The organism is Pirellula sp. SH-Sr6A (assembly GCF_001610875.1).
Taxonomy (GTDB): domain Bacteria; phylum Planctomycetota; class Planctomycetia; order Pirellulales; family Pirellulaceae; genus JBKCUI01.
In genome coordinates this window covers 805,690-830,662 of sequence record NZ_CP011272.1, presented here as the reverse complement: position 1 = coordinate 830,662, position 24,973 = coordinate 805,690, and the positions used below count along the sequence as shown (strand labels likewise).

Below are 24,973 nucleotides of genomic sequence, written 5' to 3'. Positions count from 1 at the left end.
TCCAAAGGCAAACCTACGTTTGCAATACATTTCTAATACAAGGTAATTCGCTTCGGCATCGTGAAGGACGAGATTGAATTTAGTTGCATTACTTGGCGTTCATTTTTTCGACGCGGCCAAAAAGATGGCCCCCGTGATTATCGTGCTTCCATGTCCCTGAGTACTTCTTGTCGTGAAAGAGAACGCGAGCGGAGAATGTACCGAGTCCTGGGATGGCCATCGAGTCCATCACCATGACTGGCGTCCGGCCGATCCATTCGACGTTGATCTCGACGGGTACCTCGATATCCTTGTCGCCATATTTGATTCTCGCAACGATTTCCCAAAGTGAATCGTAACCCTCGAGCTTCTTCGCAGACTTGATCTCGTAGGTTTCAGTTTCCAGTTTTTCCAAGGGTTTCCCATCGATTGTAAAGACACCCGTTAGTTTTGAATTGCTGAGGTATTCTTCGAATTCAGCGACGGGGGGCTTCGATTGTGCTGCGCGCTCTTGCGCGGCCGAGGGATCGCGGGGAATGATCAGAAACGATGAAACGGACAACGTTGCCAACAACAAACCAGACCAAAACGTGGATTTCATCGAATAGTTCCTTAAACGGTCTGAATAGAGGGGAGCGTCCATAGGTTGCGAGTTCGTCGGGGTCTGAACGCAGTGTTCACCAGTTACATATTCTTTAGAAACTCAACGGAGGTCGCAATCTCTTCGATTGGGTTCCGCGGGTTATCCCGCTCTACAATGTAATACCCATTGAAGTGTTGCTCCTCGAGTGTTCCTGCTATTTCAGGAAATTCTGCCATCCCCCTCCCCAACTCAACTTCGGAACCGCGTCCGCGCGAACGGTCTCGGACCCCGTCCTTTGCATGGACCAGCATCACGTGTTTCGCCACTTGCGGCAACGGCTGCAGATCAAAGCCATTGACGAGAAGATTACCAGGGGTCAAGGTAATACCCACCGAGCCTTCTGGGAGGGAATCGATCAAGGTACCGAGGCGATCGAGGGGTTCAGATCCTGTTTCACAGGCCAGAAATGCACCTACGCGCTGACTGTAATTCCCGAGGTCCGTGAGGACACTTCGCAGCACCGTATAGGACAGTTCGTCGGGCGACTCCGGAATGTTGCCACAGTGGTTCACCACGACGTTTGCACCGAGATCGTACGCCATGCGCATGGCTTCCTTCGTCCCCGCGATTCGGCGCTCCAATTCCTCTTCGCAATCGTACCCGCGCCGCGTGGCGTACCTAACCGATGCGACTCGCAAATTTAGATCTTCAAGCAATTTCCGAATTTGCCGCAGCGCCGTGCCGACAATTTCGGAAGGTCGCAGTCCGTATCGCGCGTCGATTTCAATTCCATCGACTCCCATTCGTGCGGCAGCGTGCAATGCTTGCTTGAAGGGTAGTTTCAATCCGGAGAGTTGAATTCCAACACGTAGTCCTGGCAAAATGATTCCTCGTGTCCTGCGAAATAGGAAAGACGCACCTCGGCTGCAATCGCAGTCGAAGCTTCGCTCAAGTATCGTCTCTGCTTGGCAGAGTGCCAAGATGCGATTGAGATGGATCGCGACTGCTTTCGTCCTTTCCGGATGCGTCGGGACTTCGGTCGATCTCCGTGCCGCAGAGAGCAAACTGGACGTGGTGCACCGTTGGGACTTTGGAGCCAACGAAGACGCCAAGGCGGATCGCTGGCCGGATGATTGGACCAGACGTACGGGGGTGCAATACCCCAAGTACCTATCGATTGGGATCACGAGACGTGCCACGTCCAAAGAAGACCTCGCGGAGATCGAGCAATTTCGACGGACATTTTCGCAGTGGTCGTTGGCGTGGAAACTGAAGAAATTTCCTTGGCAAATCACACCGGAATCAACGCCCAAAGAGTTTGATCAGTGGTTGGAACGGTCGGTGCTGAATCCCTATCTGGAGTTCCAAATGGATGGGGGGGCTGCCGAAATCGTTTCCCCGCTTCTCCCTGTGGAGCGAGATTCGGTCTATGGCATCCATTGTCAGGGGATGGCGAACGATCCAGATCTCGGCTACGAGCTTTCCGCAACATTGACATTGCTAGATCGCGATCGCAAGGTCGTACTCGAGCGTTCCACCCGCTCGCTTCGAGGGGTTGAGAACTGGCAATCCCTCACGACGAACGATCAATATCCGTTTGATCCGAGAGTGGCTTTTGCACAGATTCGGCTTCGTGTCGCACCCTTGAACTCGAAAGCGTTTCGAGGGCGATTTGGAATCGATGCAATCGAGTTAATACGATCGCCTCGCCTCGCATTGCAGGTTAACAAGCCCTCTGGCATTTTTCGAGTCGGAGAGAAGGTCATCGTGCAATGCACCGCGACCGGAATGACCGAGTTGCAATCGTCGCTCGACTTGCAACTGAAAGACCATACCGGTCGGATCGCTCGACGTGCCACGAAGGAGTTGGAACCTCTCACTGGCTCCAACGCAATGGCTTCTCACTTGGTCGCTCTAGATAACTCCCCGGCTCATTCATCGCCCTCACGAGGGATAGGTAAAGCGGATCGCTGGCAAGGTGAATGCAGGTGGGAGTTGGAAGGTCTAGAACCAGGATACTACGAAGTTCGGACGCAGTTGGAACGAAGCCGGGCGGATCGCTTTGAATTGATCGATCGCTTCGTTGTGTTGACGGATACGAATACAGGGTTGATCAATAACCAAATCGGATTGTCCATTCCTGAGGATCGGGTTCCCTTTGATCGATCGCTGGACAAAACGCGCTGGCTGGAATTGTTGCGTGAAATGCACGTCGGAAGGATCAAACTGCCCATATGGTTCGACCCTCGCGACGTGGACGCAGGGGCTGAGCTGGCCTCGCGCATCGATCAGTTTCAAAGTTCAGGCATTCGCTGCGTCGGCGTGATCGCAACCCCACCACCTTCGTTGATCCCGTTCTTTCCCAAACTAAAAACGGCCGACACGGCGAGCTCCTTAGAGGATCCTCATCTAACTCAATCCTATCTGGACCCCGTTATCCAATCGATGTGCTCGCGATTGGTTCATTTTCAATTGGGATGGGACGATGAAACAGACTTTGCAAACAGCCCGGGATTCAAACCTTCCCTGGAGGCGATCGAAAAGACAGTAAAGCGCTTTGGGCAAGATGTTCAGTTGATTGCCGCACACAATCCGGTTGTCGAGGTGGACGACGCACCGAGCATCGATACCTGGCAGCTTCATAGTCCGGTCGCGATGTCAAGTTCCGAAACGAAACGACTGCTAACCAATCGTCAGGGCGATTCCTCGCGGCCATCTCTCCCTTGGCTGTCCGTCACACCTATTTCACAGAAGCAGTACGGTCTCGAAACGCGTGTCCGCGACTTAACGGAACGGATGGTGATGCTGACCGAGTCCCCTTGGAATGGACAAGTGATCGCCTGGGCGTTCGATCCCGCGTCCGAGAACAACGCCATCCTTTCCTCTGCGGGTGGTCCGGCGGAAATGTTCATACCGTTTCGCAATCTTGCTTCGACACTCGCGAGTGTCCAAAACCTGGGAAGCCTTCCGACCGCCAGGCTGGGAAGAAACGCTGTATTGGTGCGAGACGACCAAGCCAGTCTATTGATCTGGGGGCCACAAAATGTTCAGGCTAATCTGTACTTGGGGCGAAATATTCGAGCTCGCGATCTGTGGGGACGAACGGTTCCAGTCGACAATAAACGATCGTCGTTAGGTCCAATCCAGTCGATTGAGATTCGGGATTGGCCGGTCGTCATCGAGGGGATTGACCTCTATGCCGCCCGTTGGCGAATGGGGATGTCTATCGTGACTCAAAAACTAGATGTCGTGGTGGGCCGGGAGGAATTCATCGAAGTCAGTTTTGAGAATCCTTTCCCTTTTCCCGTTTCTGGAACACTTTTGCCTGTCTGCAGCGCACTGAACGACGACCAATCCGTTGAACGATTTCAAGTCGAAGCCAACGGCATGGAGAAGGTGGCAATCCCAGTTCGACTCAGTCCCTATGCCAATACAGGCCCAGCGCCGATCGAAATCGTCGCGTCGATTGAAGGACCTGATGGTCCGGTTACCATCACGGCCGAAGACGAATTGCAAATCGGGAGCGATGAATTTGAGTTCGAAGTCAGTTACAACGTGGGGCCCGATGGAGAACTCATCGTAGAAGTCGAAGCCATCAATCGAGGGGGCAAACCGGGAAGCTTCGATTGCTACGTCAAGATTCCTGGTCGGACAAGGCAACGGACGCAGATCGCCAACCTAACGGATAGGTCGCGCCGAACATTTGTCTTTGAAGATGCCAGCGAGCTGTTGGGAAGTACTATCTGGCTTCAATGCGAGCAAATTGGGGATGGTAGAGTGATGAACAAGCGTGTTCAGGTTACCAACTAGCGGTCGAATCGGTTACCATAATCGATATGTCTACCGCACCTAAAGTTCTCCGTCCATCGTACGATTCCGACCTCGCTTCGTTACCGGTTCCGATCCGCGAAACCTTGCAAGCGGTCCGTGGCCTACTTGGGCGATTCGTGTTTTCGCAAGCCGTGGTCCAGTGGCTGATCTGGGGTTTCACCGCGTTCTGGATTTTTGGATTCGTCGACTATTTGCCAGCCATGCTGGGAGCCGCGGAGTCTCCGCGATGGGTACGCGTTGGAATGTTGGTCCTCTTGGTATTGGGATCGATCTATATCGCATACCAGCAAATTTGGCGGCGCTGGCTGGTGAGGTGGTCCGACGATGCGATCGCACTGTTGATCGAGAGACGTTACCCCGATTTCCAAAGCGCCTTGATCACAACCGTCCAAGCAACCAGACCCGCCCGCGGCGAGTTGGCATCGATCCGAACCGACGATCGAGAGGAGCACCCCCATCGGATCGGATTTTTAGCTTTAGCGCGACAACGCGCCTTGGAGCAAATTTCCACGGTCGAAATCGCAAACTTGGTCCGCACACGACCGCTTCAATGGCAGATGATCGCTCTCGGATCGGTCCTTGCTGTCTCATTGACCCTGGGTTTGCTCTACCCCCAATGGACAGCCCATTGGAGCAAGCGGTGGTTCGCCCTCTCGAACGCTCCTTGGCCGCGAAGCGTCGTTTTGGGAGTGACAGGAATCGAGTTCGAGGTCCCCAGCTTTACCGGCGGCGGAGCGCGGGGGCGCTATATGCTCCCTTTCGTCGACAACAGCGTCGCGATCCCCAAAGGCCAATCGGGTGTCCTGAAGAGCTTCGCATCGCTCGACGCGAAGCGAGTCCCCGAGCTTTGCACCGTTTATTATCGAGACGAAGAAGGAAATCGCGGCCGAGCCAACATGCGGCGCCTCGCGACGGGAAACTCACAACAAGACTTCCTCCTCGACGGTCCGCCCCTCGAATCGATCAATCAATCCCTGACGTTGAGTATCGTCGGCGGCGATGCACGTCTAGCGGACTTGCGGCTTCAAGCGGTCGACGGGCCATTGATTACCAAGGCAGAGGTTCGCGTAAAATACCCTCCCTACCTTCAGCGATCGACCCAGACCCGATGGGGCGAAGAAACTTTACCCTACCAAACCGGCTTGCGGCTCCCTCAAGGCTCCGTGTTGGAATTGATTTTGACGTCCAACAAGCCGATCGAGCGATGTGATTATGTCTTCGTCAAATCCACCGAACCCACTAACGGCAACTTGCAAGAGCAAACCTTTGAGAACGAGGCTCCTTCGGAAAGTTGGGCCATTCCCCTTGGCCCGCTCGACAGCAGTATCCTCGCTGAATTTCGCGTCTGGGACAAAGATGGCATCTGCTCCAGTCGGGTGCAACAATTTGTAATTTCATCCATTATCGATCAGCCTCCGCAAGTCGATATGGTGCTCGATGGTATCGGAACGGCGATCACAGAAGTGGCGACCATACCTGTTCAAGGCAAAGTGAAGGACGAATACGACGTTCGAGAGGTTTGGATCGAGGCATTGTATGGGGAAGGCGTCCCGCTTCGTGAGGATATTGCAAACGTCGTGGATGGAAGTCTCGCCAAAGTGATCGATATCAAAGAACTCAAAGATGCAGGGAAACTTCCAATCCAAGCCGGCGGATCGTTGGCGCTTACCCTCGTCGCGTCGGACTATTACGATTTGGTGAGCGAACCCCATCTTGGGAAAGCGAATACGGTGCAACTTTCTGTTGTGACATCGGATCAATTGCTACTCTTGCTCGATCGCCGTGAAGCGGCGATGCGTAAGCGGATTGAGCAGATTATCGGTGAACTCACGCAATTGCGAGACCTGCTGGTGAATATCCAAAAGCGAAGCGAGCCCGCATCCAGCTCCGATGCGGAGGGTACTGAGGAGGAAATGGATGCAACCCGAATCTTGAGAATTCAGTTGCTGCGATCTCAACAGGCGATGTCCCAGATTTCCAAGTCGGAGGGAGAATTGAACGGCGTCGAAAAGGAGATTGGACAAATCAGTAAAGAGCTGGTCAATAACCGAATCGATAGCGTCGACCGGCGAACGCGCTGGCAAGAAAAGATCCAAGCTCCCTTGAGACAAATGCTCGATGGCGTCTGGAAAGAATTCTCGAGCGATGTCGCCGAGCTGGAAAAGACATTCTCGAAGGCGACCGAACCTCCGACTCCTCCACCCTCGCAAGTGGTCGATGCTTTGAAAAAGAACGATGAGATCCTGTCACGTCTTCAAGCTGTCTTGGCAGATATGCTGGAGATCCAAGACCAAACGGCCATCATCGATATGCTGCGAGACATCATTCAGAGCAGCGATCAATTGATGAATGAGACCAAAACCCACAAAAAGAACCAAGACCGCAAGGCGTTGGAGTTGTTGAAATGATCCCAGACGACTTTTCCAAATTGCCATACCAACCCCGATCGCGTCGTACACGCTTTGTCGCCTCGATCGCACTGGTCCTGGTTTGGGTCGCGATGTTAGGTTTGCTCCCTGGGGCTGGCTCTGTGCAGGCACAAGCTCCTGGCCAAGAGAGGACCGAGGCGGAGGGGCTCGAGACTAAACAAAAGCAACTGGTTCAACGATTTCAGAAGCTGGAAGAGCTGTTCTTGCGCATGAGTGAGTTGGAAGCGGTTTCGAACCCAACCCATGCAGGCCTATTGATGCAAGCTGCACAGCTTAGCAAACAGCTTGGAACCCGCCAAAGACTCTACTCTGCTGCAGAATTAATCGCAAAAGGGCAGTTGTCGAAAGCGATCCAAGAACAGGAGTCCGCTCACGACACCCTTAAGAAATTGCTGGAACTGCTGCAGAGCGAGAACCGGGCTTCGCGCATACGAGATGAAAGAGCCAAGCTCGAAGAAATTCTCAACGACTTGCGACGCATTGAAAGCATCCAACGCGCATTGCGAGGGCGTACCGAGGCCGGGCAAGACCTGAAGCAGGCAAGCAACGATCAAAAGGACCTCAACCAACAAGTTGAGGCGATCGAATCCAGTCTGCAAGATCCCAAATCAGAAAACAAAGAAAACCAAGCGGTACCGAAGGACTCCACGCCATCGAATGAGCCCAAGGACTCTGGGAAGTCCCCCGATTCCGGCCAAGCAGCAGAGTCCCCAAAGAACACCGACCCCCAGAAGCCGTCGGATACACAGAAGCCGTCGGATACACAGAAGCCGTCGGATACACAGAAGCCGTCGGATACACAGAAGCCGTCGGATACACAGAAACCATCGGACACCCAGAAACCATCGGACACGCAGAAGCCATCGGACACGCAGAAGCCATCGGACACGTCTGAGCCGAAAGACCCATCCGATCCATCCTCCTCGGATTCCTCTTCTTCGCCCGAGAATAGCGAATCGAGCAAACCAGAGTCCAAAGAGGAAAGGGCCAGAAATCGGGTCCAACGAGCTAGGGAGAAGATGCAGCAAGCTCAGCAAAAGCTCGATGAGAACAATCGAAAGGATGCGGTCGAAGAGCAACAAGCAGCCGAGAAGGAATTGCGTGATGCGGTGGAGGAGCTCGAGAAAATTCTGCGGCAATTGCGCGAAGAAGAGATCGAACGTTCTTTGGTCGATCTGGAAACGCGTCTTCGCAAGATGAATGAGATGCAAAAAGTCGTTCGCAGTGAGACCCAAAAGCTATTCGAACTGACCGGGGATGCGAAGGATCGGAGTTTGGAAATCCAGTCCAACAAACTTTCGATTGAGCAAGGAAAAATAGTGATGGAGGGGCAGCGAGCACTGCTCCTATTGCAAGACGAAGGTTCGAGCACTGCATTCCCAGAAGCTATGGAACAGATCGTCAAGGACTGCCAGCAGGTCTCCAAACGATTGGTCAGCGGGAATGTCTCCGAATCCACTCAAACTCTCGAGGACGAGGTGATTGCCGGGCTCGAGGAGCTTCTCGAGTCGCTCAAACAGGTTCAAAAGAACCGAGAGGAAAATGAGAAGAAGATGCAGGGGATGCAACAGGGACAGCAACAAGATCCCAAGGAGCAACCTTTGGTCGATAGCTTGGCGGAACTGCGGCTTCTGAAGACGCTGCAGCTTCGAATCAACCGGCGTACCCAATCGGTCGCTAAGCAGTTGGACCAAGCGGAGGACGCCATTGGCCAAGTGCAAAGTCCTGACCTAAAATCAGAACTAGAGGATCTGGCTGGACGTCAGCAAAAAGTCTACGAAGTGACTCGAGATATCCTCATCAAAGCCAGTCAAAACTAAGATTTGGAACCGCGATGCCGATTTACGTATACGAGATTGTTCGAGAAGGAGTCGACCCTCCAGAGACGTTCGAAGTGATTCAACGTATGAGTGACGAACCGCTCCAAGTACACCCAGACTCAGGCGAACCGGTACGACGAGTACTGAGCGCTCCGTCCATAGGTGGGATGTGGTCGGATTCGGCGATGGGTAAATCGACCAACGACGACAATCTAAAGCGCTTGGGATTCACGAAGTACGTGAAAACCGGAGATGGGTCGTACGAAAAGACGGTCGGAAAAGGCCCTTCGACCCTTTCGGCCGATTGAAAAAGGGGAGAGGGTTTAACCTCGTGTATACCCAAGACCTTTTAGGACGGAAAGTAATTCATCCGTGGTAACATATCGCCGACGATGCTGTATTTTGTAGCGATCGATCGCTTCTGCCAGTTCGCGTCCGTCCATGGAGAGATGATTGTACGTGTTGCCAAACTGCCTTCTCTCAACACCGGGAGGACCTGATGTGGCATCGGTGGAGGCTCGTTTTCTCCGGTCCGGGAAAGGCAGTGTTGGAAGCGATTCGTCGCTGGAGGGTGATGAAGAGGCGAGTGGTGTGCTGATGATCGGAGTCCTGGACATGAAGTTCGACACCTTCGACGGGACCAAATGGTAAGACCAAGAAATCACTGTAAGCCTAGAACGCAATCCCGTAGTTGGCCGAGTGGCAATTTCAGAATCCGGCCATCGATGCCCCGCCGGATTCGATAAACTCGATTTTAGTATTCGCAAGGATTGAGACGGTTATAACGCATGCAAACGATAGGTCCATTTGGTTCCTGGTGGGTATCCTTGCTTTGGCTTGGTGGCCTGGCCGCCACTCTGCTTTGGATGACGAGAAGAAAGCTCGTTTCTCCAGGGCCATACAACCCTTGGGAAAGGTGCCTCTACGCGCCCGCCTACACGCTGGCGAGACTGCTTTGGAGAGTGGAGATTCGCTGGGATCCACGTTGGAAAGATATTTCCTCCCATCCGACGAACGCATCATTCCGAGACGTATTGCGAGAGCGAGTCCGCGGAGGCGCAGTACTCATCGCGAATCATCGTTCGTCTGTGGATCCTTTTTTCATCCAGTTGGCGGCTGGTGCACGAGTCCACTGGATGGTGGCAGCAGAATATTTCCCGCACCCGCTCTTTGGACCGTTGTTGAAATCGTATCAAGCGATCCCGACGCGGCGAGGCGGCGCCGACAACGGTGCCACGAAGCTGGCCATCCGCTATGCGTCGCAAGGGGGATTTGTCGGAATGTTCCCTGAGGGACGTATCAATCGAACTGCTTCTCCTTTGCTTACGATCCGACCCGGTGCAGCCTTGGTCGCTGCCAAAAGCGACGTTCCCTTGATCCCCATTTGGATCGAAGGTGCACCGATTGGTCCCGAAGTCTACAGCGCCCTGTTTCTTCCCGCGAAAGTCTGCGTCACCGTCGGTTTTCCTGTACATCGACCAAACGGTAATTTGCCCGCCCCCGAACCGATGCTTGCACTCGACGCTCCGTTGGAAGACCCCAACGCTGAGTCAGGCCTAACAAAACTCACCCGTGCGAAACATCTCCATTGGATCGAGGAGGCGATGAACGCATCGCTGCACCTGGGTAATCGCTCGGAGGAAAAAGTGAGCTTTGCAGGTAAAGGGTGGGTTGAAGACTGACGGACGATTTTATTGATCAAGCTGAATAGATTCTCCGCCAGCTCGCGTGCCGAGCGCTCGCCAAACCAAGCGTTCCGTGCTGCTACTGAAGGACTGCACCGAACCGTCTAGACGCGCTGCTTGCACCAACCCAGTGTGAAAACTGCGAGACGTGAGAATCGCATAGGAGGGCAAAGTCGTGCTATTGCCTTCCTGACGCGAGTTGTAATCGATATTGTAAAGGACGCCGTTGTATGTGTAGGGGACGCGTGTGTTGGGCCCGAACGTAACCGTGAAGCCTGAATGGTGGGCATGGCCGTTCGTCCATTCGCATCGCCCCGTTCCAGTTCGATCTGGAAAGATGCGATCTTTCAACCCCGTGTCAGCGATGATCGCAGCCTCTTCCACCGTTTGCGGCATGAGCGTGGATGGAGGACCTCCGTTGCGCGTATAGGCTTGCCACGCATGCACCTCCGCAGCCCAGAGCGTATTGCTCATCCCGTCCGAGATAGCAGATACTCGAAAATTGGCGTTGGGATGGGTCGCACCATCCCCCCCTCGATTGGTTACCGGATCGTAGACGAACCATGTCCCTAGGTTAAAAGCGTAGTTGGTGGGGTAGAGCAGGAACGAAACAGAACTGCCTGTCGCTGCAGTGTCTCGAGGCGTATTCGATTTGGGGTCGGACGGACAAACGTAAGAGGGGACACGATAACCACTCAAAATGGGGAACTGGTTCCACGAAGTACTCAAATCGATTTGGTTTGCCAGATTGTTTTGTTCCAAATACGGGAACAAGCGGCCATGGATACTCCACGAGGCGTTCGTGGTTACCTTAGGGTTCACGCACGCACTGGGGGGGATCCGTTGCGTTGTGGACTCGTAGTTCAAGGTGGCCAATGCAATTTGCTTTAGATTGTTGCTGCATTGCATTCGCCGTGCTGCCTCGCGAGCCGCTTGAACTGCCGGGAGGAGCAATCCCACCAAGATTCCAATAATGGCAATGACCACCAAAAGCTCGACAAGCGTAAACCCTCGGCTCCGATTCTCCCGTTGTGACATATCTTTCTCCCGAACGAATTTCCGACCTCTTCCATTCCTGTTCCGCCCCAACACCTCAGCAGAATAATGACTGCGTCTGACCCGGCCAAATGCTGAACAATCTTTGGCCAGAATAGTACTGACCTTGGCCACAAGAGTACCGAGGGCAGCCGCTCCCGAGGTGTCGAGCCGTTCTTAACGACTTTTCGGCTTATAACGATCGTGGAACGTTTTTCGCTGTATTTCATGCGGTTTCCCGCCCTCTATCAGTCGCCGACAACTGAAGTTGACCTAGGTTTCAGTGGAGTCCCTCAATTGGTCCCATTCGGAAACACGGTTATGGCATCGTTTTTTGCAAAATCATCGCTGAGTCTCACTCTTGTCCATCTCAGTGCGTCCCTTTGCTTGGGAGGGACCCCTGCTTCCCCGCAGGCGACACCGGTGCCGCTCAACCTAACCCTTGCGGGGCAAGTCCAAGTTACAGGCTCCGATGCGCGCTCCGCGGATTTCAATAAGAACTACTTGCCCGTATTCAATAAGATCATCAACGACAATCTCTCGGAGAGCGTCGTCTTTACAAATGCCTCGGGATTCAAACTCGACTCTTCGAAACTCTTCCTGCGAATGCAGGCCAAGGAAACCATTCGCGTATATTTCTTGGCCGAAGGAGCTGGGTACATGAATACGGTTGGCTTTGCGTTCACTCCAGCTGGAAGCCCGACGCCCGGTTCGCCTCGTGTCATGTATCCCAACGCTTCGGTGGGTACAGGGAAGAGGACCGTTAGCGCCCCCATTCGCGCGGGAGACTTTGTCGAGATTGGCAAAGGAGGCAACGGTTGGCAATTAGATTTCTTCTTGATCGGAGATGCATTTAACCTTTGGGCCAATGAGAAAAAGAGGAAAGCCAACGACTTCATTTGGTACTGGAATGACGTTGAGAAAAATAGCGACGGGACTCAGCACGTCGTTGCCTTTGCACTCCCCAATAGTCCCTACATCCTCATTGGCTTCGAAGACTTGTTCGGAGGTGGAGACCGTGACTACAACGATGCTTTATTCGTCGTTGACATCGGGATCGAAAATGTTGTGTCCCTCACCGATGACCCATCCACGTTGCCCAATTAGGTTCCGAGTTCGAGGCCAACTAGCCTCCCTGTATCCAATCGACCGTTCCTTATGCATCCCCTTCGTACGAAACGCCAAACATTCCAGCGATATCGCCGAAGCGGCGTTGCGACGCTGGAGCTCGCGCTCGTGCTTCCGGTCATGCTGATTTTCGTTTTAGGAACGATCGAAATATGCCAACGCATTTTTCTACGCCAATCCGCTTTGCTGGTCGCCTACGAAGGTGTGCGACTGGGGGTTCGAAGCACCACTAGCTCCGAAGAGGTGCTTGCTCGCTGCAATGCCATGTTGGCGCAACGGAGGATTCGTGGAGGCTCGATCGAGATTCAACCTGCGAACCTCTTGGAATTGAACGCGGGTGCCCCCATTCGAATTCGTGTGAACATTCCTTGGGCGGACAATACCCCCACACGATTCGTCTTGAAAGATCAAGGAATTCTCACCGTGGACGTGCATATGCTCCGCGAATAGCCAAGCTCTGTCCCAGGAAGCCAATTTCTCATGCACAACACAAACTCTCTCAAAATCAGTCCCTATCCGTTTTCTCTCCGTCGCGTTGCCGCAATCTACAACCTGAACAAGGATGGAGACACGGATTCGCGAAAAGGGTCCATTGTTCTGTTTGCCTCCTTCGTGTTCCTGGCATTAGCAGCACTATCTGGGTTAGCGATCAACATCGCCTACATGGAACTCCTTCGTACCGAACAGCGCGTGGTAACCGATGCGGCGGCCAAGTCGGCACTGGTCGTACTGGGGCAATCGCAATCGCGTCAACAAGCCATTGAGGCAGCCAAGTCGATCGCTGCTTTGCATCGCGTCGCGGGTCGCCCGGTGAAGTTACAAGATTCCGATGTCAAGATCGGAGCCTCGGTGATGATGCAGAATGGAACCTTTCAATTCACCGAAGTCCCCGGCGATTCGGCCTCGGTCACCAATTCGGTGCGCGTTGCCTGCAGTCTCAATCGTGTTGTCGAAGGTGGCGTTCCGTTGATCATGATGCCCCAAATGATGGGCAATTCAAAGTACCAACTTGAACAATTCGCTTCGGCAACCCGAATTGAGATGGATGTTTGCGTGGTGGTAGATCGGTCGGGATCCATGGCTTGGTCGCTCGGAGACAAGGCGTTTGAGTATCCGGGGAACCTCGCCGGAAAATCACCCTTGCAGAACTACTTTCAACTACCTCACCCCACCCTAAGTCGCTGGTCAGCGCTGAGGGATGCGATCGATGGCTTCGTTGAGGTCCTGGAAGAATCACCCATCCGCAGTCGCGTGGCACTCGCTTCCTACTCAAGCAATTTCACCTTTGGAATCTGGTCTTCGGTTGTGGCCAGTATCGATGAACCCCTCACGACCACCTACTTGAGTCTTCCGGCTCGTCTCGATACCATCGCGCAGCAGCCACTGATCGGAAACACCAATATCGCGGCGGGATTGCGAGAAGGGATCAATGCCCTGACCGATCCATCCAAGAGCCGGATCACGTCGTCGAAGACGATCATCCTTCTCACCGATGGAATTAAAACACAAGGTGATGATCCGGTCGAGTTGGCCAATCTAGCCCGTCAAATGAACATCCGAATCCATACCATCGCATTCAGTGATCAAGCCGATGTGCCATTGATGACGCGAGTTTCCCAAGCGGGTGGAGGCCAATGCTATGTCGCGCCCGACGCAGAATCGTTGACCACTACGTTTCGGACCATTGCTGCGACCCTACCAAACATGTTGACAGAGTGAAGAGGAACGCCAACGTGATAACCATTTCGAAACGTCGATCGCGTCCTGCCTCCTACCTCCGGATCGGGACCAGAAACCGGCAAGGTGCGTTTACCGTCGAATTCGCGATCTGCGCGGGGATCTTTTTCATGGTCCTGATGGCAGGTATCGAATTCTCTCGTTTTATGTTTGCGCGTCACTCAGTCGATCAAGCAGCGTACGAAGGAGCTAGGGCTGGAATCATACCCGGTGCGACTTCCGACAATGTCCGTCAAGTCGCCAATCGCATCCTCAATGCAACCGGGATTCGTAAAGCTACAATTCGGGTAACGCCGGAAACGATCAACGATAAGACGGCCGAAGTAGAGGTTCACATCCGATGCAATTATTCCGATAGCTCGTGGATCGGACCTCTTTTTCTCGGCGCAACGGTAATCGAATCGAAATTGACGCTCGATCACGAAAACAAGGCTTACCTCGTGAACGAACGGGACCCTGGCATCGGGGATAATGACCACGAGCCGATCGACATTTAGCGAGCGGTCTGCCGATAGTAGTCGATGGTCCTTTTCAGGCCTTCCTCGAGTCCGATTTGCGGCTCATAACCCAGCAATCTTCTCGCAAGTGTGATGTCGGCCAGACTTTCGCGAACGTCACCCATACGCGGCGGTAGGAACTCGATTTTCGGACGACAGCGGAGCATCTCCCCTAAGAATTCCAGCAATTGAAGGAGCGTGGTCTGACGTCCGTCGGCGACATTGATTATTCGACCTCCGATATTGGGCCTCTCTGCAGCCAGCAGATTGCCGTGCACCACATTGGCTACGTAAGTGAAGTCGCGAGACTGCAATCCGTCACCATAAATAAGGGCAGGCTGTCCCTGCAAGATACGGCTAACAAACAACGGAATGACTGCCGAATAGGGACTGTTGGGATCCTGTCTTGGACCGTAGACGTTGAAGTAGCGAATGCCTACCGTTTCCAACCCAAAACTGTGGTAATAAGCTTGGCAGTAATATTCGCCCGTCAGTTTTGCAACTGCATACGGTGAGAGTGGCATCGGAAGATCCGTCTCCCTTTTGGATGACGTTGGTTGGTCTCCATACGCACTGCTACTCGCTGCATAAACAAAGCGTTTCACCTTCGCTTTGACACTCCAGTGCAACATGTTTAGCGTTCCAGTCGCACACGCATCGTGAGTTTCGAGCGGTTTCTCCAAAGACAACGGGACCGATGCCAAAGCGGCTTGGTGAAATACCCGCTCCACCCCAGACAATGCCTCTTGTACTGCAATCGGATCGGTGACGCTCCCCTTCACGAACTCGATGCGATCAGAGACCGCTTCCAAATTCTTAAGAGATCCTGTTCCAAGATTGTCCAGAACTCGCACCGAGTGCCCGGCATCCACCAGCCCGTAAACAATGTGGGAACCGATAAAGCCCGCCCCGCCGGTCACCAAGCACTTCGCCATCGAAATCTTCCCTTCTCTATGATGTGGGGATCGAACGCTCTACTGGATCGCCAAAGGACTGTTGTTCAGAACATGGGTCCAGTATCCCAGTATTTCTACCCCATGGCCTCGAAGTTGCCGAACACGTCTTTGGGGCTCGCGATCGGCATCTGTCACGAGGATCACGACCCCATCGCACTGTCGTCCGAGGTTTAGAAGGGTTTGTGCCGCCGGAGTGCCAAAATCAAGAACAGTCAAGCGATGCCGCCGCCACTTCGAAACTTTCGAGACCCCAGCGAATCGTTGGTTTCTGGAGGCGACTTCTTCCTCACCGGGCAAATCTTCCGTTCGGACTCGCAAGGGATTCGTCGACAATTTCACGCTGAGAGCATGGGCCAATTCGTCGACCATGTCGGACCAAAACGATTCGATCCCCTGTCCCGCTGACGAGAGAGAAGCGATGCCAAGAACGAATGGATCCTTTTTCTTGATCGTGTTTTCGATGGTTGAAATAGGAATGGAGATCTGCTGAACGTTCATCAGTTGTTTCTCAGATTGCTGAACAACTTCGCATAGGGATGAAGTACGGGACGATTGGATCCGGCTTTAGGGGCTGGTACCGAGGCCTTGATCGTCTCAATGTCTTCCTCAATGACCAACATGTCCCGATCATCGCTCGCGACCGTTTTGCTAATCTCGGAATCACCGATCCCACCGGTGAGGTTCCATTCATCCCTCATTTCCGCAAAGGTACCAGCCGTGTGGAACGCAGCATCCGCCATCAAGGCCTCCTCATCGGTTGCAGTGGGAGGTGCATTTTCGATGGGATAGCTCGGTTCCAACTCAACAATGATCTGAGTGGGGTCGAACGCCATGGCGCTGAGATTAAGTTCGGAAACCAAATCACGCATTTCCTCTTCGACTTGCTTTTCGAGGCTCGCAGCTTGAGAGGGAGTCATGTTCGAGTAGACGGTTTCGCCCGGTTCATCCCAACGCTGCAACGGGAATGCAGGGGGTGTGAATAGGGGCTCCGATTCCATGAATGAGTCTGCTTCAGGAAATTCGACCTTGCTTGGAGTCGTAAATGGCTCGAGATGCTCCAGGTCATGATTCAAACTACCAAAGGCAACCCCCGAATAGGCCTGATATCCGGCCGACGACTGCACGGGTAGATTGAACTCTTCGTCGAAATCGCTCCCGAACGGATCGTGCGAGACAACCGACTCTGGTCGTGAACCTGCTGGTTCGGTCAGCGGTTGCAGTGTGTAATCTTCGGTTGTTTCTGACGGGCTGTGGATTGCTTCTAACGGACCGTGAATCAACACCTCTTCTTCTTGGGCATCGAGCTCTTCCAATTCATCGAGCGGTCCGAACTCAACGATGGATGGAGTCGAATTCTTCGCAACCGTTTTGAGGCACTCTAGAACGGAACTTGAGACATGCTGCGACGATTCCGAGCTTGATAGTTCAACAGCGTGCCTTTCTGCAGGAATGGCATGCTGGGCCACAATCTCTTCCGACTTTGCTTTCGTCTTCATCGACTCCGGCTCGCTCCACGGATTGGGAAGCTGCTGGAGCATACCCCAAGCCTTTCCGATCACGTCCGCAGTGACTGGACAAATCCTCTCTTGCGCCGCGATCCACATCGCTTGGTCCGCCAGTTGATCGATCAACCGAGGAATCCCGTCCGAACCCCGATGCAGCGCATCCAACGCATCGCGAGTGATCACGCGAGCGTGATTGACTCCGCACAATTCAATTTTGTGAATCGCGTAGGCTGCGGTCTCTTGGATCGAAAGTGGCATGAGATAACAACGCGCAGCCAATCGCTGAGTGAGAGACTCCAGATTGGGATTGCACAATGCCTCATCGAGCTTCATGTTCCCGCAGAGCACCAGTCGAACTCGTGGCACTCCATTTCGATGAATGTTGGTCAACAAGCGAATCTCGTCGAGCAGCTTCAGAGAAAGAGTCTGCGCTTCATCCACAATCAATAATACGCCATCGCTCCCCGTGTCTTGGGGCGACTGCAGGCGATTCATCAACGTGAGGCGAAGTTCTCCCTCGTTGAGATCGCGATAAGGCATTTGAAGTTCGAACAGGAGGCTTTGAAGCAAGGCGCGCCGAGTGACCAGCGGTGAACTCGCCAGCATCACCACTTCAAAGGAACGTCGAAAATGTTCAGCCAATCGCAGGCAACAAAGTGTTTTCCCAAGCCCAGTACCACCAAAAACTGCGACTGGTCCTTCCGCACGAGAAATGGCGCGGGCGGCTGTTTGAACTGTTTGCTCCATGGAATTGGAGGGAAAGTAACGATCTAACGAAGGCGCAGCCAAGAATGGTCGGTTCACAAATCCAAAAAACGACTCGTACATTCTTTCAATCCCCGCTTGAGGCAATTTCTCCGGCCATCCCTGCCGTGTGAAATCAAGGCATTCCACGACCTGTCGCCGCGTGTCGGTGAAATCGGACGTCCAAGCCCGTAATCATGAGTACGATCGTTAAAATCGTTAGATTTTAAACGCCCCCTCGGTTCACTGGCCCAACGATGCGAAGATAGGAGATCTAGTGAGTTTGACGGCCTCTCGCCGGAAGTTCTGAAAAATCAATCCAGGCTACGGTAGCAAGCGACGCAACTTCGCCAGGATGGAACTATGGTTCCTCTAGGCCCGCATTTTTCCATCGATGGGTGTAACATGAAACCTGCAAAATTACGGTGGCATCGCTTTTCACGAGAGGAAGAGGGTGCGACAGCAATCGAATACGCCATTCTCCTTTCGCTCATCGTTGTCGCAGTCCTGGCAAGTGTTGGCCAGATGGCGACCGCGACGAAGAATTCCTTCGACAAATCGGGCGAAGTGGTGAATGCGGCGCTCGGCTCCTAGACTCTCACACCCCTTCGGTCAGCGATTCACACGCGACCACCTTCCCTAGCCAGCCGATTCGCTTGGAAATTTCCTCTCTTCGCAACCGCGAGCAAGCAAACCGCGGCGCCGATTGCTATCGCGCCCAGAACGAGCCACAGTGCAGGGAGATGTTCGGAGTTTCCTAGCCAAGGGGTGAGCTGCTCCTTCTCCAATCTGGAGAATAGCAAGACGATACTGTTGTGGATCATGTGGATCCAAACCCCAGGCAGAATACTTCCCGATGTCCAAGCGGTGTAGCCCAGAGCGATCCCGAGCAAAAGGGTCGGAATAAACTTCTCCAGAGACAACACGTTCCCAGAGATGATGTGGAACAGGGCGAACAGAAGGCTACTGCCCAAAATTGCGAGTGAAGGTCGCAGACGGGATTGCATCGAATTCAATGCAAATCCTCGGAAGAATACCTCTTCGGAGACGGCAGGTACGACCGCTTGCGTGATCAAAATCCATGCTAAGGGTATGGCCATCCACTCGGATTTCCATTTCTCCAATTCGGGGACAAAAGAAGCCAGACTCCACGACTTGAACAATAACACACCCTCGAGCGCGAACATCCACAACGTCGAGGCGAGCAAGACCACGGAAAGTGTGATCATCAAGAAACGCCCCCAACCGCTCGCGGGATTGGATGATGCTTCAGATTGGAGCGACAAACCAAACGATTGGCGTAGGGAAATGCGTTGGTAGATGAGCCATAGGGCGGGAAACGCTACGAATAAGATAGCGAGTGCGAACCCGTTGAGTCCCATAAGCAATGCTGTCTGTCCTGCGAGAAAACGTCCCATGCTGGAGATGACAAACAGCGCTGGAAAGAGGAATGCCAAGTAAACGGCAAAGTCCCCCAGCTCGGGAAAGCGTCTTGCTTTCCGAGGTCGTCGAATCAGATCGCCCCAGGTCGCTTGGCTTAACGATGTGCTGTTCGCAGCACCGAACAAGTTCGCGGCTACCACCAAGGCTGCTCCTCCGTACCCAATGGTAGTGATGATCGCAATCAATGAAGGGATCAGTGAGGGACCACCCGCCATGATATCGCGCGAAAGGAGCAACACATTTAATAGGGGCACCACCGCGAGGAGACTTGTGAATTCCACATTCGGCATCAAGGTTACCAAGCCAGGGGCGAGGGATAGCAACATCACCGGAATCAAATAAGCCTGAGCCTCTTTGAAGCTCTTTGCGAAAGAGCAAAGGGCGAGCAAGATCGAACTGAAAAATCCGGCGAATATTGCCAGGATTGGAAGGATTTGAAGAAGTGTCCAAATGCCAAATCCTCCCTCCCCAAACAAGGCTTCTCCCAGGCCCCCAAATGCGAGCGTAACCCAGGTCGCGAACAAGTTTGCAAGTGCAGTGAGGATGGCGACGGTTACCACTGCGACATACTTGCTGAGGAGCAAAGCGAATCGTGGCGCCGGTGTGGCAATCATGGCCTCCATGGTCCCTCGTTCTCGCTCTCCTGCTGTTAGGTCAATCGCAGGATAGACCGCCCCCGTGATCGTCATCAGAATCAAAACCAAAGGAATCACCGAAGCGACCGAGGCAAAGGGGTCCTGTTTGCTCCCAATACCAATCGACCGAAGTTGAACAACGGGTCCTAACTGATTTCCTATGGATTGGCTCAATACTCGAAACTGTTGATCATTAATCAATTGGCAGAGGCGTCTCAAAAGAGTCGCAGCGTCTTGGCTATGTCCGTCCCCTTGACGGAATTCTACTTCCGCTTGGAGTGTCCACATTTCCCCATCGCGTGTCTTGCGTTCGGTTCGATCCAGTTGGACAATCGCGACATCGATCACCCCTGCTTTTAACGAGTCGCGCAGAGTACCCTGGTCCACCTGCACCAATCGGAACCGTTCGATTTCTCGCAGGACCTTCTCCACTCGCTGGGTAGCGGCGTTTGTCTCGTTCCCTTGTACCTCCTCAGTAGCATCGTTCGAGGCAAACTCGGGGGGTGGGATGGGTGAGGGCAAGTCCTGTTCGACCAATGCCGAACCCTCGTTAAGGATCTCCTCGATCATTCTTCCCTGTTCTGGATCCAAGACCCCTAGGACATAGGGAGTCGTTGGAGAACTGCCGGCCGCTCCGATCAAGAGGCGTTGCAATGCCATGCTCAGAAGTGGATAGACCAGAATCGGCATCAGGACCAAAGTCATCACGGTTCGTCGATCGCGAAGACTCTCTCGCAGTTCCTTCAAACAAAGTCGCTGAAGCCGCCCGCCGCTGAGGTAAGTGCTAACATCCATCGGGCTGGCCGTTCGCTTCTTGTATAAGTTCGATAAACATATCGGTTAGGTGTTGGTGCCCTGTTGCTTGCTGTAGGTCGGCGAGCGTACCCTCGTGTTGCATCTTCCCTCGATGCAACAGTCCAAATCGATCGCAAACACGTTCTGCTTCATCCAGCCTATGGGTCGAGAGCAAGACCGCTTTACCCCGATTTCGGATCAATTCGATGAATCGAAAAATCGTTTGACTTCCCACGACGTCCAAACCCCGCGTCGGTTCATCCAGCAACATGACGGGGGGATCATGCATCAATCCCCTCGCCAGAATCACGCGTTGCTTTTGCCCGGTACTCAAAGTGCTGCAGCGTTGATCCAAAATCGAATCGATCCCGAGTTGGCTCGTCAGCTCCTTCATCCGCTCCTTGGCGACAATTAGATCGACCGCATAGAGATCTGCGAAGTAAAGGAGCATCTCTTTGACCGACAGCCAGGGATAGACGCCGTCATTCGTCGATATCAGACCGAGCATGTTGCGATGGGAAATGGGATCGAGTGCCGTATCCTGCTCTCCGATACGAACTTCCCCTCGATCAGGTTCCAAGAGCCCCATCACCATACGCAGGGTTGTCGTCTTTCCCGCTCCATTGGGACCAAGCAGACCGTAGACCTCCCCGGCGGCGACATGAAAACTCACATCATGAACGGCAACCAATGGCTGCCCGCGAACGAGAAACTGTTTATGAAGATGATTCGCTTGAATCATTCGTGAGGGGCTCGCAATGGGGGAACGAAGGAAGTGCCGCTATTCTAGCCAGCCCATCGGGAGCCGGTGAGCAACCTACCCTGCATTCTGCAATGATGCCCCTGTATTCGGCGACGAAGCCTCCGGGTTTGGCAATGACGTCGGAGCATTTTCGACGTCCAAAGACTTGCCTTTGCGAAACCACTTACGAAACGGTCCATCTAAATCGTCCAAATAACTGTAGAGAACGGGTACTGCCAACAGGGTAAGTAGCAGGGAAAGGGTCTGCCCACCAGTTGCCAATACAGCAATCGATCGACGTTCTTCCGCCCCAGGCCCTGTCGCTATTAACAATGGTAGCAGTCCGGCAACAAATGAAATGGTCGTCATGAGAATCGGACGCAAACGATCGCGGTTGGCGATGAGAATGGCCGACTCACGATCCATCCCTTTATGTCTCAATGCGTTCGTGCAGTCGATCTGCAGAATCGCCGCTTTCTTAACCACCCCAAAGAGAACAAGTACTCCCAACGCCGAGTACACATTGAGCGTCTCGTTGCCCCAGTACAAACTGATCAGTCCGAAAGGAACAGATAGCGGTAGAGTGAAGAGAATGGTCAATGGATGGGCTAGATGCTCAAACTGGGCTGCAAGCACGATGTACATGAAGACGAAACTGAGCAAAAACGTCCAACGGAATTCTCCCAGCGTCCGATCGAGTTCCCTCCCTCGCCCCATCACGCGCGTCTCGAACCCAGGCGGAACTCCAATCGCATCGGCCTCTCGCTTGATGGCATTGATTCGATCAGCCAACGCGTATCCTTGGGACAGGTTAGCGCGAATGGCTACCATGCGCTGCCGATCCAACCGGTCGATCCGAGCTTGCGAATCCGCGAACTGAAAATTCACCAAGTTCTCGATGCGGGTCAGAGGTACCCGCGTGGAACCTTCTGTCGAAGGAGCGTTGGGCTCTCGGCTGATCATGGACACGGCCGCTGGATTCGTTCGAACGTACAACTGTGATATCGAATCGGTGTCTTGCCGATCGACCCCCACCAATCGGAGCTCGACGTCGTAGGCATCATCTACCGAGGCATCCCGGTATCGGGAGACCCGGTCGTCTCCGCCGACTGCCACTCGGAGCGTATCCGCAATCTCTTGAACGGAGACTCCCATCGCGGCCGCGCGTTCCCGGTCGATATCCACAAGCATTTCTGGTTTGTCCAACCGCAACGTGGTATCCACATCGACGACGCCGTCCACATTGCTCATAACCGCCGCACGGACCTTCTCGCTAAATGTTGCCAATCCCTTCGCGTCGGGACCCGTGATGGTGAAATCGATGTCCACATTTGGACCTTGCCTTAAGGAGGTTAGGTTTCGAAGCGACAAACGGACGTCGGGGAAGGATTTGAGCAAGCCACGGATTTCGGCCATCTTTTCCTGCTGCGAATAGTTCCCTTCGAAAGCCGATTTCGGTTGCCCACGGAGCAGCTCCTTCCAAAGTCGATGCAGCGAGAAGCTTCTCTTTTCAGCGTCGACTAGCCTCACGTAAATGTTCGCGCTATTGACGCCCCCAAATCCTCGCGATCCCACCGAGGTTAATGTTAGTTCCACTCCAGGGATCGATTGCAGCATCTTCTCAATCCGCTCCACCGCGGAATTCATCGCCACAATCGTGGTTCCTTCCTTGGCATTGATGCTGACTTCAAACTCAGACTCATCGACGTTGGTGGGGATATAGTCCTGTCGAACCCACCCATAAAGCGGGATGTTGGCGAGGATTGTGAGAACGCAAAGGATCAGCGTCGCGAAACGGTACCGCATCGCCAACTTGAGGGTCGCCATGTAACCGACTTCTATCCAGTGGTAAAACCCTCCTCGAGTCCCTTGGGCATGGGATTTCAATTTGGCCCGTTCTTCTTTCGTCGGGCTCTTGAGCAACAAGCTGCACATCATAGGAGTGAGCGTAAAGCTGATAAACATCGAGACGAGAATGGCGACCGTGGCTGTCACTCCGAACTCAAAGAGCATGCGGCCGGTTACGCTCGACAGAAATGAAACCGGCAAGAAGACGATCACGAGAGATACGGTTGTCGCCAAGACTGCTAATCCGATCTCCTTGGTCCCCTCAATCGCCGCTTGCTTGGCATCCATTCCCAACTCTTCGATGCAACGAAATACGTTTTCGAGCACGACGATCGCATCGTCGATCACAACCCCCACCATGAGGACCAAGGCGAGCATGGTGACGTTGTTCAATGTGAAGCCGAAGGCTTTCATGAACGCAAAGGTGGCGATGATGGAAGCAGGGATCGCGACCGACGCAATCAACGTCGATCGCCATGAACGCATGAACAGGAGGACGGTCAAACAAGCCAGGATCGAGCCCGAAATCAAGTGGTTCTCAATCTCGTGGAGCGCTGCGAGGATGTAACGCGATTGATCTTGAATCACTGTTACGTTGACGTCCGACGGTAACAGTCCCCGCGATCGCTCGAGACGCTCTTTCACCCCTGCGATGACGTTGACCGTGTTTTCTCCGGACTGACGCTGGACGCTCAATGTGACCGTGGGAACCCCGTCCAGCCTGGCAATGGTTCGAACCTCCTTGGTCGAATCCTCTACTGTCCCTAAGTCCTTGAGGCGAATGGGGACGCCATCAATCGTATCCACGACCAATTCAGGGAAATCTTTCGCGGCCTCCACCCGCCCGAGCGTCCGAAGCGATCGCTCGCGAAGTCCCTCGTCAACACGGCCTCCCGGTACTTCCGTATTCTGCCGAACCAAAGCCTCTCGCACTTGCAATATCGACATTTCATATGCTGCGAGCCGCTTCGCATCGACATTCACCTTGATCGCACGTTCGGCCGCACCGGATATGGATACCTGCCCGACTCCCTTGCTCGATTCAATGACGCTTTTGACATATCGGTCCGCCAAAAAATACAGCTCGGTCGGAGTCCTTTCCCCCGACACTGCAATGGTCATGATCGGGCTGGAATCGATATCGGATTTCTGAACGACGGGTGGATCCACGGTGTCAGGCAATCGATTGGAAACGGCCGAAACCGCATCTCGAACATCCTGCAACGCTGCATCGATATCGCGAGACAATGCGAAGGTAATGATGCAAATCGAACTGCCATCGTTGGAAATACTTCGCAACTCCTCGATCCCCGCAACCGTCGACACAGCATCTTCGACAATTTGAGAAACCTCGGACTCGACCTCTTGGGACGCAGCCCCTGGGTAATTCGTGCGGATGAAAACCGTCGGCAAGTCCGTGCTTGGATATCGGTCGATGCCCAGGCTTGGAAAAGCAACAATCCCCGCAACGACGAGGGCCATGACGAGCATCAAAGCGAACACGGGTCGCTTTACACAGATTTCGGCTAGCCAATACAAGGTGGAGACCTATGGTGGGTTCGAGCGGCAAGAAGGTGGGAA

General features: G+C 53.6%; 20 protein-coding genes. 10 read left to right on the top strand and 10 right to left on the bottom strand.

Annotated features, from left to right (window positions below):
* Positions 1-88: 88 nt before the first annotated feature.
* Positions 89-580, bottom strand: a complete 492-nt coding sequence (locus VN12_RS03065) for a hypothetical protein (protein ID WP_146675448.1) — start codon at positions 578-580, stop codon at positions 89-91.
* Between the two features lie 83 nt (positions 581-663).
* Positions 664-1,443, bottom strand: coding sequence for a sugar phosphate isomerase/epimerase family protein (locus VN12_RS03060; RefSeq protein WP_146675447.1), 780 nt, complete (start codon positions 1,441-1,443; stop codon positions 664-666).
* A gap of 1 nt (position 1,444) precedes the next feature.
* On the opposite strand from VN12_RS03060, the gene VN12_RS03055 reads away from it, so the two are divergent.
* From VN12_RS03055 to VN12_RS03040, 4 genes are read left to right on the top strand one after another with little or no spacing between them, the layout of a single operon-like run.
* Complete coding sequence (locus VN12_RS03055) at positions 1,445-4,372, top strand: hypothetical protein (protein ID WP_146675446.1); 2,928 nt, start codon at positions 1,445-1,447, stop codon at positions 4,370-4,372.
* Positions 4,373-4,398: 26 nt separating this feature from the next.
* Complete coding sequence (locus VN12_RS03050) at positions 4,399-6,801, top strand: hypothetical protein (RefSeq protein WP_146675445.1); 2,403 nt, start codon at positions 4,399-4,401, stop codon at positions 6,799-6,801.
* Positions 6,798-8,642 (top strand): hypothetical protein, encoded by a 1,845-nt coding sequence (locus VN12_RS25630; RefSeq protein WP_168164183.1) that lies wholly within the window; start codon positions 6,798-6,800, stop codon positions 8,640-8,642. Before VN12_RS03050 ends, VN12_RS25630 begins: the two co-directional genes overlap by 4 nt.
* A gap of 14 nt (positions 8,643-8,656) precedes the next feature.
* On the top strand, positions 8,657-8,950 hold the full coding sequence (locus VN12_RS03040; RefSeq protein WP_146675444.1) for an FmdB family zinc ribbon protein: 294 nt from the start codon (positions 8,657-8,659) through the stop codon (positions 8,948-8,950).
* Positions 8,951-8,965: 15 nt separating this feature from the next.
* Here the strand turns inward: VN12_RS03040 and VN12_RS03035 are convergent, their stop codons facing one another.
* Entirely contained in the window at positions 8,966-9,259 is a 294-nt protein-coding gene (locus tag VN12_RS03035) for a hypothetical protein (protein WP_146675443.1), read from the bottom strand.
* Between the two features lie 171 nt (positions 9,260-9,430).
* Here VN12_RS03035 and VN12_RS03030 point away from each other — a divergent pair, with 171 nt between their 5' ends.
* Positions 9,431-10,324, top strand: coding sequence for a lysophospholipid acyltransferase family protein (locus VN12_RS03030; RefSeq protein ID WP_146675442.1), 894 nt, complete (start codon positions 9,431-9,433; stop codon positions 10,322-10,324).
* A 9-nt stretch (positions 10,325-10,333) separates the two neighbouring features.
* On the opposite strand, the gene VN12_RS03025 is transcribed toward VN12_RS03030, so the two are convergent.
* A complete protein-coding gene (locus VN12_RS03025) occupies positions 10,334-11,365 on the bottom strand; it encodes a DUF1559 domain-containing protein (RefSeq protein WP_146675441.1) in 1,032 nt (343 codons plus the stop codon).
* Between the two features lie 318 nt (positions 11,366-11,683).
* Between VN12_RS03025 and VN12_RS03020 the strand changes: the two genes are divergently transcribed.
* The 4 genes from VN12_RS03020 to VN12_RS03005 are packed head-to-tail and all read left to right on the top strand — an operon-like array spanning position 11,684 to position 14,724.
* Positions 11,684-12,469: a DUF4114 domain-containing protein gene (locus tag VN12_RS03020; protein WP_168164182.1), complete on the top strand. Its 786-nt coding sequence runs from the start codon at positions 11,684-11,686 to the stop codon at positions 12,467-12,469.
* A 51-nt stretch (positions 12,470-12,520) separates the two neighbouring features.
* A complete protein-coding gene (locus tag VN12_RS03015; RefSeq protein WP_146675439.1) occupies positions 12,521-12,940 on the top strand; it encodes a TadE/TadG family type IV pilus assembly protein in 420 nt (139 codons plus the stop codon).
* 30 nt (positions 12,941-12,970) lie between these two features.
* On the top strand, positions 12,971-14,209 hold the full coding sequence (locus VN12_RS03010; protein WP_146675438.1) for a vWA domain-containing protein: 1,239 nt from the start codon (positions 12,971-12,973) through the stop codon (positions 14,207-14,209).
* A gap of 14 nt (positions 14,210-14,223) precedes the next feature.
* Positions 14,224-14,724 (top strand): TadE/TadG family type IV pilus assembly protein, encoded by a 501-nt coding sequence (locus VN12_RS03005; RefSeq protein ID WP_168164181.1) that lies wholly within the window; start codon positions 14,224-14,226, stop codon positions 14,722-14,724.
* On the opposite strand, the gene VN12_RS03000 is transcribed toward VN12_RS03005, so the two are convergent.
* The 3 genes from VN12_RS03000 to VN12_RS02990 are packed head-to-tail and all read right to left on the bottom strand — an operon-like array spanning position 14,721 to position 18,013.
* Positions 14,721-15,659, bottom strand: a complete 939-nt coding sequence (locus tag VN12_RS03000; protein ID WP_146675436.1) for an SDR family oxidoreductase — start codon at positions 15,657-15,659, stop codon at positions 14,721-14,723. The genes VN12_RS03005 and VN12_RS03000 overlap by 4 nt on opposite strands.
* Positions 15,660-15,698: 39 nt before the next feature.
* Positions 15,699-16,178 (bottom strand): hypothetical protein, encoded by a 480-nt coding sequence (locus tag VN12_RS02995; protein ID WP_146675435.1) that lies wholly within the window; start codon positions 16,176-16,178, stop codon positions 15,699-15,701.
* Positions 16,178-18,013, bottom strand: a complete 1,836-nt coding sequence (locus tag VN12_RS02990; protein ID WP_146675434.1) for an ExeA family protein — start codon at positions 18,011-18,013, stop codon at positions 16,178-16,180. The genes VN12_RS02995 and VN12_RS02990 overlap by 1 nt, the downstream gene beginning before the upstream one ends.
* A gap of 321 nt (positions 18,014-18,334) precedes the next feature.
* On the opposite strand from VN12_RS02990, the gene VN12_RS02985 reads away from it, so the two are divergent.
* Positions 18,335-18,523, top strand: a complete 189-nt coding sequence (locus VN12_RS02985) for a Flp family type IVb pilin (RefSeq protein ID WP_168164180.1) — start codon at positions 18,335-18,337, stop codon at positions 18,521-18,523.
* Positions 18,524-18,549: 26 nt separating this feature from the next.
* On the opposite strand, the gene VN12_RS02980 is transcribed toward VN12_RS02985, so the two are convergent.
* The 3 genes from VN12_RS02980 to VN12_RS02970 all read right to left on the bottom strand — a co-directional run bounded on the left by VN12_RS02980 (position 18,550) and on the right by VN12_RS02970 (position 24,931).
* A complete protein-coding gene (locus tag VN12_RS02980; protein WP_146675432.1) occupies positions 18,550-20,802 on the bottom strand; it encodes a type II CAAX prenyl endopeptidase Rce1 family protein in 2,253 nt (750 codons plus the stop codon).
* Positions 20,792-21,544, bottom strand: coding sequence for an ABC transporter ATP-binding protein (locus VN12_RS02975; RefSeq protein ID WP_146675431.1), 753 nt, complete (start codon positions 21,542-21,544; stop codon positions 20,792-20,794). Before VN12_RS02975 ends, VN12_RS02980 begins: the two co-directional genes overlap by 11 nt.
* A gap of 75 nt (positions 21,545-21,619) precedes the next feature.
* Complete coding sequence (locus VN12_RS02970) at positions 21,620-24,931, bottom strand: efflux RND transporter permease subunit (RefSeq protein ID WP_146675430.1); 3,312 nt, start codon at positions 24,929-24,931, stop codon at positions 21,620-21,622.
* Positions 24,932-24,973 lie beyond the last annotated feature (42 nt).

Coding starts and splice junctions, on each gene's coding strand:
- VN12_RS03065 (WP_146675448.1), bottom strand. CDS start 580: ATGAAATCCACGTTTTGGTCTGGTTTGTTGTTGGCAACGTTGTCCGTT.
- VN12_RS03055 (WP_146675446.1), top strand. CDS start 1,445: ATGATTCCTCGTGTCCTGCGAAATAGGAAAGACGCACCTCGGCTGCAA.
- VN12_RS03050 (WP_146675445.1), top strand. CDS start 4,399: ATGTCTACCGCACCTAAAGTTCTCCGTCCATCGTACGATTCCGACCTC.
- VN12_RS25630 (WP_168164183.1), top strand. CDS start 6,798: ATGATCCCAGACGACTTTTCCAAATTGCCATACCAACCCCGATCGCGT.
- VN12_RS03040 (WP_146675444.1), top strand. CDS start 8,657: ATGCCGATTTACGTATACGAGATTGTTCGAGAAGGAGTCGACCCTCCA.
- VN12_RS03035 (WP_146675443.1), bottom strand. CDS start 9,259: ATGTCCAGGACTCCGATCATCAGCACACCACTCGCCTCTTCATCACCC.
- VN12_RS03030 (WP_146675442.1), top strand. CDS start 9,431: ATGCAAACGATAGGTCCATTTGGTTCCTGGTGGGTATCCTTGCTTTGG.
- VN12_RS03025 (WP_146675441.1), bottom strand. CDS start 11,365: ATGTCACAACGGGAGAATCGGAGCCGAGGGTTTACGCTTGTCGAGCTT.
- VN12_RS03020 (WP_168164182.1), top strand. CDS start 11,684: ATGGCATCGTTTTTTGCAAAATCATCGCTGAGTCTCACTCTTGTCCAT.
- VN12_RS03015 (WP_146675439.1), top strand. CDS start 12,521: ATGCATCCCCTTCGTACGAAACGCCAAACATTCCAGCGATATCGCCGA.
- VN12_RS03010 (WP_146675438.1), top strand. CDS start 12,971: ATGCACAACACAAACTCTCTCAAAATCAGTCCCTATCCGTTTTCTCTC.
- VN12_RS03000 (WP_146675436.1), bottom strand. CDS start 15,659: ATGGCGAAGTGCTTGGTGACCGGCGGGGCGGGCTTTATCGGTTCCCAC.
- VN12_RS02995 (WP_146675435.1), bottom strand. CDS start 16,178: ATGAACGTTCAGCAGATCTCCATTCCTATTTCAACCATCGAAAACACG.
- VN12_RS02990 (WP_146675434.1), bottom strand. CDS start 18,013: ATGTACGAGTCGTTTTTTGGATTTGTGAACCGACCATTCTTGGCTGCG.
- VN12_RS02985 (WP_168164180.1), top strand. CDS start 18,335: ATGAAACCTGCAAAATTACGGTGGCATCGCTTTTCACGAGAGGAAGAG.
- VN12_RS02980 (WP_146675432.1), bottom strand. CDS start 20,802: ATGGATGTTAGCACTTACCTCAGCGGCGGGCGGCTTCAGCGACTTTGT.
- VN12_RS02975 (WP_146675431.1), bottom strand. CDS start 21,544: ATGATTCAAGCGAATCATCTTCATAAACAGTTTCTCGTTCGCGGGCAG.